The following is a 9,387-nucleotide window of genomic DNA, read 5'->3' on the forward strand; positions in this document are numbered from 1 at the left end:
ATTCCAAGTGATTGGCGTGCCTTTTTTTATTTAATTCTATAGTGCAATAAATCCAATTACCTGCAGCATTATTATTAGTAACACCATTGCTAGTGGGTAGGCCGAAGCGTAAGTCAGATTTGGCACATTACTATCGGTCATTGAACCAACTGCAGCCAATCCGGGTGTACTTGTCATTCCTCCAATTATTGTACCCAGCAACTCCAAAGCGTTTAACTTCAGTACATACTTACCAACAATGCCAGACAGAATCATAGGTACCAGTGTGATTACTATTCCAATAAAAAAGTAAAGTAAACCAAATGTCTGGAAAGTGGCAATTAGCGTTGCCCCTGCCGTTGTACCAACCTCTGCAAGAAAGAGCAACAACCCCAGCTGTCTTAACAACTGATTTGAAGTGTCGGACATAGTCCACAAAATACTCCCTGTTTTTCCTGCCTTACTTAGTAAAAGTGCAACAATAAGAACACCCCCCGTTAAACCAAGTGAGAAAGTGAATGAGTCAGAAAAAGAGAGCTGTATTTGTCCTGCCAGAATACCCAAAATAATACCCAAGGCAATAGGAAAAAAGTCGGTACTTGAAAGCTTCTTTTCATCATTACCTAAAAGCATACCTACCTCTTTAACATTCTCCTGCTCTCCTACTACAACCAACTTGTCACCGAATTTAATTTTAATATCAGGCGAAGGAGAAAGCATTACCCCACTACGTCTAATATAAGTTACATTGCAACTATAAACAGAAGTGAGATTTAATGATCCAAGAGTTTGGTCCACTATATTTTTGTTAGTCACAAGCAGTGATTCCGATACCTGATTATTTCCTACAGGCAGTTTCATATCTGTCTTTTCTCCGATTAAAAGCTCCAGCTGGCTTAACGAGTTTTCAGTACCAACTGCCTTAATAAGATCCCCCTCATACAGTTTGGTTCTAGCTTTTGCTAAAGAAATGACACCTTCATGAGAGTAACGCGAAATAACAGCACCTGTCATAGAACGTACCTGAAGCTTTGCAAGTGTTTTACCAAACACAGTTGGATTCTTCACCTTAAACACTGCCTGTTTAACTTCAGGATAAAATTCTTTATTTACCTCTTCAATTTTTTTAGCCTCTTTAGCCAGATCCACTCTGAATATTCTGGGAAATAACTTCACAAATAAAATAATTCCGATTACACTAAATGGATAAGTAATACCATATGCGATTGAAACCAGAGGAGAATCAGTAAGATCAGTTGCTGTAGCCAAAGCAGGAGTACTGCTCAATGCTCCTGAAATCAGACCAAGAACGCCCTCTGTATCAATATTAAACAGATAACCTAATCCTATACCAGCTGCACCGGAACTGGCAATGATAAGTACTGAAAGTATAAATATATTTTTCCCGTTCTTTTTAAATGAATCAAAGAAACCGGGACCCGACTGAATTCCAATAGTAAAAATAAAAAGTACCAGGCCAAAATTGCCCAGTACTTTAGGAATTTCAACACCAAAGTGACCAAACAGCAGTGCCACAAAAAGAACTGCCGAGGAATCCAGTGAAACACCCTTTATCTTAACATTTCCAAGTAAAAAACCGAGTGCTATAATTACGAAAACTGAAAAATATGAATTTTGCAGAAGTGATTCTAACATCAAATTATTATAAACTACATTAAAAAGTAAACAACATCTTCAAGTGCAGTGATTACTCATGAGTTATTTTACTGAAACCATATAATGTCAAACCCAATTAATCAAGCTTCAATACTGCCAGGAAGGCTTTTTGCGGAACTTCCACATTACCTACCTTCTTCATGCGCTTTTTACCCTCTTTCTGTTTCTCCAGCAGTTTACGCTTACGAGATATATCACCACCATAACATTTTGCAGTAACATCTTTTCTAACTGCCTTTACCGTCTCACGAGCAATAATCTTCGCACCTATTGCTGCCTGTATGGCTATATCAAACTGCTGACGTGGAATTAACTCTTTAAGTTTTTCACACATCCTGCGACCAAAGGTCTGTGCGTTGTCAAAATGCGTAAGAGTGGAAAGAGCATCAACAGGTTCGCCATTGAGCAAAATATCCATTTTCACAAGCTTAGAAGGCCTGTAATCATGCATATGATAGTCAAAAGATGCATACCCTTTAGAGATACTTTTCAATTTATCATAAAAGTCAATAACTATCTCTCCAAGTGGCATATCATATATTATCTCGATTCGATTACCTGAAATGTAGTTCTGTTTTATCAGCTCGCCTCTTTTTCCGAGACAAAGGGTCATTATAGGACCAATATATTCAGTAAATGTGATCACAGATGCGCGTATGTAGGGCTCTTCGATTCTGTCAATCAGAGTAACATCAGGCAGTCCACCCGGATTATGTACCTCTTTTTTGTTCCCCTTCTTATCATAAACATTATATGAAACATTAGGAACAGTGGTTATCACATCCATGTTAAACTCACGCTCAAGACGCTCCTGAACAATTTCCATATGGAGTAATCCAAGGAAGCCGCATCTGAATCCAAAACCAAGAGCTACAGATGATTCAGGTTGAAAAGTCAGAGATGCATCGTTTAACTGAAGTTTTTCCAATGAGGATCTCAGATCTTCAAAATCCTCACTATCGATTGGGTATACACCGGCAAAAACCATAGGTTTCACCTCTTCAAAACCCTCAATCGCTTTAGCTGCCGGACGTTTAACATGAGTAATGGTATCTCCTACCTTAACCTCTTTCGAAGTTTTAATACCAGAAATTATATACCCTACATCACCACATCTTACTTCATCTCTTGGCTCCATTCCTAAGCGCAGAATACCCACTTCATCAGCGTCGTACTCCTTGCCTGTATTTATAAACTTAACTGAATCACCCTTTCTGATAACACCATTAACAATCTTGAAATATGCAATAATACCACGGAAAGAGTTAAAAACGGAATCAAAAATAAGTGCCTGCAGAGGAGCTTCAGAATCTCCAACCGGAGCAGGCACCCTATTGATTATTGCTTTTAATATCTCTTCAATTCCTATACCCGTTTTGCCACTTGCCCGAATGATATCTTCTCTGGGTGTACCTAAAAGCTCAACTATCTGGTCTTCTACTTCATCTGGCATTGCACTATCCAGGTCGATTTTATTAATAACCGGAATAATCTCCAAATCATGCTCAATTGCCATATAAACATTAGAGATAGTCTGAGCCTGAATTCCCTGAGCAGCATCAACAATAAGTAAAGCACCTTCACAGGCTGCAATCGAACGCGACACTTCATACGAAAAGTCAACGTGTCCGGGTGTGTCAATAAGATTCAATATATATTTCTCACCCTCATATACATAGTCCATCTGTATAGCGTGGCTCTTAATCGTAATGCCTCGTTCACGCTCAAGATCCATGCTGTCAAGTACCTGTGCTTGAAGATCTTTACCTTCAACAGTTTTGGTAAACTCCAGCAGACGATCTGCCAGAGTACTCTTTCCATGATCAATATGAGCTATGATACAAAAGTTTCTTATATTCTTCATCTATTATTAAAAATCTGCATTATTAGGAGTTCTTGGGAATGGGATTACGTCACGAATATTTGTCATTCCTGTAATGAACAGCATTAACCTCTCAAAACCCAAACCAAATCCGGAATGAGGAGCTGTACCAAACTTACGGGTTTCCAGATACCACCAGATTGGATTTGTGTTCATACCAAGGTTATTGACATGATTCATCAGCTTATCATAGTCTGCTTCACGTTCCGAACCACCTATAATTTCACCGATCTTAGGGAATAAAACATCCATTGCACGAACAGTTTTTCCATCATCATTCTGCTTCATATAGAATGATTTTATCTCTTTTGGATAGTCAGTAAGAATTACAGGACGTTTAAAATGTTTTTCTACCAAGTAACGCTCATGTTCTGATTGCAAGTCTGCTCCCCAGAAAACAGGAAATTCAAATTTATGACCTGACTCCTCAAGTATTTTTATACCTTCAGTATATGTTAGTCTCACGAAATCGTTTTCAACAACAAATAGCAATCTATCCACCAGCTCTTTGTCATACATGCTTGCAAGGAATTCTATATCATCCCTGCAGTTATCAAGTGCATATCGGATCAGGTACTTCAGAAAATCTTCAGCCAGATCCATATTGTCGTTGATATCATAGAATGCTACTTCAGGTTCAATCATCCAGAACTCTGCAAGGTGACGTGGTGTATTTGAATTCTCAGCACGGAATGTCGGACCGAAAGTATAAATTCCACCAAGTGCCATTGCACCAAGTTCACCTTCCAATTGTCCCGAAACAGTCAGGTTGGTCTGCATCCCGAAAAAGTCCTGTGAATAATCAACTTTACCCTCTTGATCCCTGGGAATATTATTAAAATCCAGAGTGGTTACTTCAAACATAGAACCTGCACCCTCAGCATCTGAAGCTGTAATAATGGGTGTATGGAAGTAGTAAAAACCTCTGTCATTAAAATATTTATGAATTGCAAATGACATGTGGTGACGCATTCTGAAGATCGCTCCAAAGGTGTTTGTACGTGGGCGTAAATGTGCTATTTCACGCAAAAACTCCAGAGAGTGTCCTTTCTTTTGCAATGGATATGTAGTAGGATCAGCCGGCCCGTAAATTTCCACTTCAGTTGCCTGAACCTCAACCGACTGTCCTTTTCCCTGCGACTCAACCAGCTTGCCATTTACATTAATACATGCACCTGTTGTGATTGGCTTAAGAAACTCTTCACCAAACTGCGCTATATCTATAACAATCTGTATATTATGAATGGTAGATCCATCATTCAACGCAACAAATCCTACGTTCTTATTTCCTCTGCGGGTACGAACCCATCCTTTTACATTTATCTCTTCTCCGAAACTGGTAAGCTTTAAAGCTTCCGATATTTTTGTCCTCTTAATCTGTTTCATAATCAACGATTAATCTCCCATTAGAGATTTTGTTGCAAAATATTTTTTATCTCTGCAGTAATAGACAGAAAATTTTAATGTTATTATTTATAAATTAATATTTAGTCAAAAGCTCCCATTCTGAGCATATTAACCTCTTGTTCTGAAAGATAACGCCATTTACCACGAGATAATTTCTTTTTCGTCAAACCTGCAAAATATACTCTGTCAAGCTTTAATACGCGATATCCCAGTTTTTCAAAAATTCTGCGAACGATACGATTTTTACCTGAATGAATCTCAATACCCACCTGAGTAAGATCTTCTTCTGTAACGTAACTTATAGCATCAGCATGTATCTCTCCATCCTCTAGCTCAATTCCATCTGCAATAGCCTGCATATGCTCCATTGCAACCGGTTTATCAAGCCAAACCTGATAGATTTTTCTCTTCTCGTATTTAGGATGTGTTAATTTGGAAGCTAAGTCGCCATCATTTGTAAGGAGTAAAACACCTGTAGTAGCCCTATCAAGTCTTCCAACAGGATAAATCCTTTCTGATGCTGCACTTTTCACCAATTCCATCACTGTTTTACGGTTCTCAGGATCATCAGTTGTAGTAACAAAGCCTTTAGGCTTATTAAGTAGAACATATACCTTACTTTCAAGCTGAACAGGTTGATTATGGAATTTAACTTCATCAGAACGAGTAATTTTTGTTCCAAGTTCAGTTACCACTACACCGTTCACTGTTACCACACCAGCCTGTATAAACTCGTCAGCCTCACGACGTGAGCAGATACCTGCATTAGCAATAAATTTATTAAGACGTATAGGAGCATTTGGATCTGCATTCTCCTTATATTTAATCTGCTTAAACGGTTTTTTCTTTTTAAGTTTCTTACCAGTGGAGCTAGTAGTCGTTTTATAATTTGAACTCTGTGATTGATTGCCCCAGCTGCGATTACCATAACCGCCACCACCTTGGCCTCTTTGTTGAGCCTGTACCCTTTCACCAACTCTTGGGCGTCTTTTTCTTACATTGCCTCCCTCACTATTACCATATGAACCACCTTGTGGGCGTTCTCCTCTGTTTTGGTTATAGGATCTTTCAGAATGATACCCCTCCTGTTGTGTTCTTCGCTCATTACCCTGATTATTTCTGTTAGGGGAAGCGTGTCTCTCATTGTGCGCACTATAGAAACTTCTTTTAGGGCGCGATTCTTCGTTGTTTGTTGTCATTGTTGCATTTAGTTTTGTCTTAATTATTAAACCTCACGGTTTTTTTCAATTTTAATAAAACAGTACCGGCCATCATGTAATGGAACAACCGGCATTGGATTTTCCTTAATTTGTATTTACATTACATTCAATAAATAATAATTGCTCTTTTTTAAATTCCTGTATAGGATTGAGGTGTAATTCCCTTAAGTTCATTTTTGATACTGTCACTCACCTCCAATGTATCAATAAACTCTGCGATACTATCTTTAGTAATATGATTATTTGTGCGAGTCAGTTCTTTTAATGCCTCATATGGTTTTGGATACCCTTCACGTCTCAATATAGTCTGTATTCCTTCGGCAACCACTGCCCAGTTATTGTCCAGATCTCTATCTATCGCCTCACGGTTTAATAACAACTTATGAAGTCCTTTTGTTGTACTTTTAATTGCAATTATCTCATGTGCCATAGGTACTCCAATATTTCGTATCACAGTTGAGTCTGTTAAGTCTCTTTGTAATCTTGACACAGGCAATTTAGCCGCCAGATGTTCAAGAAGTGCATTAGCAATACCAAGATTACCTTCAGCATTTTCAAAATCAATAGGATTTACCTTATGTGGCATAGCTGATGAACCCACTTCACCCTCTTTGATTTTTTGCTTGAAATACTCCATAGAGATATATTGCCATACATCCCTGTTGAAATCAATCAGGATAGTATTAATTCGTTTCATTGCATCAAAGGATGCAGCGAATGCATCATAATTAGAAATTTGAGTAGTATATTCCTCCCTGATCAGGTTCAACTTTTCGAACAGGAATTCATTACCAAACTTTTTCCAATCTATCTCGGGATAAGCCACATGGTGAGCATTAAAGTTTCCTGTTGCTCCACCAAATTTAGCTTTGGCAGGAATATGTTTAAGCACTTCCAATTGATTAGTCAATCTGTATGAAAACACCTTCATCTCTTTTCCCAGACGGGTTGGAGATGCTGGCTGACCATGAGTTCTGGCTAGCATAGGAATATCTTTCCACTCTTCCGCCAAAGCATCAATCAACGAAATCAACTGCTCCATCTCTGGGATGTAAACAGTTTCCAAAGCATCACGCCACATCATAGGTGTGGCAGTATTATTTATATCCTGAGAAGTAAGACCAAAATGAATAAATTCCTTTTGTTCAGAAAGGTGGAGCTTGTCAAATTTCTCTTTAAGGAAATACTCCACTGCCTTCACATCGTGATTAGTGATCTTTTCAATCTCTTTAATATCTTGAGCATCATCCTCGTCGAAACCTTTGTAAATAGCTCTCAGCAGATCAAATTGATTCTCATCAACATTCTGCAAAGAATTTATACCCGCTTCGCAGAGAGCAATAAAATATTCGATTTCTACCTGTACTCGGTATTTTATGAGGGCATATTCAGAAAAAAACGGAAATAAAGCTTCTGTTTTATCTCTGTATCTACCATCAATTGGTGAAATAGCTGTCAGTCGGTTTAAGTTCATTATATTATATACCTCTTTTCGATATACAAAAATAGTGATAATAATAGAGTCTTAAAAATTTTGATAAAAATAATTGAAATAATTTTGTCACATTCAAAAAAGAGTATATCTTTGCATCGCTTTTCAGGAAAACAACTACTCAAAGAGATGAGAAATTAAGAAAAGCAGTTATTAAAAAAAGGGCGATTAGCTCAGCTGGTTCAGAGCGCCTGCCTTACAAGCAGGATGTCGGCGGTTCGAATCCGTCATCGCCCACAAAAAAAATTAAAACACCTATCGATATTTCGGCAGGTGTTTTTTGTTTATATAGTTACCTGTCTGGCAACCTCAATCTTATATTTCTTACCTTTCAACTTTTGGTTTCTAATGTTATTCAAAAGCGTTTTAACCATAGACGCTCTGACAGCGGCAAAGGATACAAAGTCTTTCACTTCAATCAGACCCAAATCAGACATATCCAATCTTCCTTTTTGCAGAAAGAATCCCACAATATCACCTTTATTAACTTTGTTTTTCTTACCTCCACTAATATATATTGTCTGGTATTCCGGTTGCTGTGGCAATGGACCACCATCTTTCAGTTGCAGTATATCTAAACCTTGCGGGATATATTCGGGCAAAGCCTCTTCTTTATATATAACAATATATGCTGTACCGGAAGCATTCATACGTGCTGTACGTCCATTACGGTGAGTAAAATCTACATCTTTTGCCGGTAAATGATAATGGATCACATGTTTCATTTCCGGAATATCCAACCCCCTTGCCCCAAGATCAGTTGTAACAAGAAAATTAAGACTACCATTTCTGAATTGTATTAATACTCTTTCCCTGTCATCCTGATCCATTCCCCCATGATAATATCCGCAATTTATACCTTTGGAAACTAACACGCTGCTGATTCTTTCTGCTGATTCTCTATGATTACAAAATATTAGCGCAGCCTCAGAATTTATATTGCAAAGCAATTTAAAAAGTGTATCTATTTTATCCTTTTCGGGAGATACTACCAGTTTAAGTGAAAGAGTCTCATTTTGCACCTCATGTACAAAATCAAGAGTTACAGGAGAGTCCATACCAACAAATTCTGGTATCTCTACATCGGAAGTAGCAGATAGCAAAACTCTTTTTTCAAGATTTGACAACTTACTTAAAATAGCATTCATCTCCTCCAAAAAGCCCAGCTGAAGTGACTTATCAAACTCATCCAGCACCAATATTCTAATATTGCCCGTATCAAACGACTCCCTTTCTAAATGGTCTGTAAGTCGTCCCGGAGTACCAATAAGCAGAGCCGGAGGATTACTTAGGTTGTTTAGCTCCGTTTCGATAGAATGCCCTCCATAGCAAACATTTACCTTAAACTTTGTCGACATCTTCTTCCACACCTGTTCTATTTGCATAGCAAGTTCGCGTGATGGAGCAATTATCAAGCACTGCACTCCTTTTATATTCTCGTCAAGCAGTTGCAGTATCGGCAGTAAAAATGCAAGTGTCTTTCCTGAACCTGTAGGAGAAAGCAGTATAATATTTTTCTTATTCATTATCGTTCTCTGAGCTTCAAACTGCATCTTATTCAATGCATTAATACCCAGATTAGATAAAATAGTTGATTGTTGATTCTCTATATTCATGCAACAAAGATAAGACATTATTCCTCTGGAAAATACTTAATATATTATGATTGGTAATCAATATCATATTTTTCTTCAACTACTTGATTTATAGAAATTATTTTCTACTTTTGA

6 protein-coding genes and 1 tRNA gene are annotated in these 9,387 nt (G+C 37.8%); 1 reads left to right on the forward strand and 6 read right to left on the reverse strand.

The genetic code is table 11. From position 1 onward, the window contains the following. Positions 1–36: 36 nt before the first annotated feature. The 5 genes from PHO43_RS08395 to purB all read right to left on the reverse strand — a co-directional run bounded on the left by PHO43_RS08395 (position 37) and on the right by purB (position 7,639). A complete protein-coding gene (locus PHO43_RS08395; RefSeq protein ID WP_045089529.1) occupies positions 37–1,635 on the reverse strand; it encodes an aspartate:alanine exchanger family transporter in 1,599 nt (532 codons plus the stop codon). A 97-nt stretch (positions 1,636–1,732) separates the two neighbouring features. Next, positions 1,733–3,520, reverse strand: a complete 1,788-nt coding sequence (gene lepA / locus PHO43_RS08400; protein WP_045089528.1) for a translation elongation factor 4 — start codon at positions 3,518–3,520, stop codon at positions 1,733–1,735. Between the two features lie 6 nt (positions 3,521–3,526). After that, positions 3,527–4,924: an asparagine--tRNA ligase gene (gene asnS, locus PHO43_RS08405; RefSeq protein WP_045089527.1), complete on the reverse strand. Its 1,398-nt coding sequence runs from the start codon at positions 4,922–4,924 to the stop codon at positions 3,527–3,529. A 101-nt stretch (positions 4,925–5,025) separates the two neighbouring features. Then, positions 5,026–6,144, reverse strand: coding sequence for a pseudouridine synthase (locus tag PHO43_RS08410; protein WP_053826327.1), 1,119 nt, complete (start codon positions 6,142–6,144; stop codon positions 5,026–5,028). A 151-nt stretch (positions 6,145–6,295) separates the two neighbouring features. Beyond that, positions 6,296–7,639 carry an adenylosuccinate lyase gene (gene purB / locus PHO43_RS08415; protein ID WP_288009018.1) on the reverse strand — a complete coding sequence of 448 codons (1,344 nt, stop codon included), beginning with the start codon at positions 7,637–7,639 and terminating at the stop codon, positions 6,296–6,298. Positions 7,640–7,819: 180 nt separating this feature from the next. Between purB and PHO43_RS08420 the strand changes: the two genes are divergently transcribed. Continuing rightward, positions 7,820–7,894: transfer RNA gene (locus tag PHO43_RS08420), tRNA-Val, on the forward strand. A 47-nt stretch (positions 7,895–7,941) separates the two neighbouring features. Here PHO43_RS08420 and PHO43_RS08425 read toward each other — a convergent pair. After that, complete coding sequence (locus PHO43_RS08425) at positions 7,942–9,273, reverse strand: DEAD/DEAH box helicase (RefSeq protein WP_288011904.1); 1,332 nt, start codon at positions 9,271–9,273, stop codon at positions 7,942–7,944. Positions 9,274–9,387 lie beyond the last annotated feature (114 nt).

It is taken from the genome of Lascolabacillus sp. (genome assembly GCF_028696275.1).
GTDB lineage: Bacteria > Bacteroidota > Bacteroidia > Bacteroidales > Dysgonomonadaceae > Proteiniphilum > Proteiniphilum massiliensis.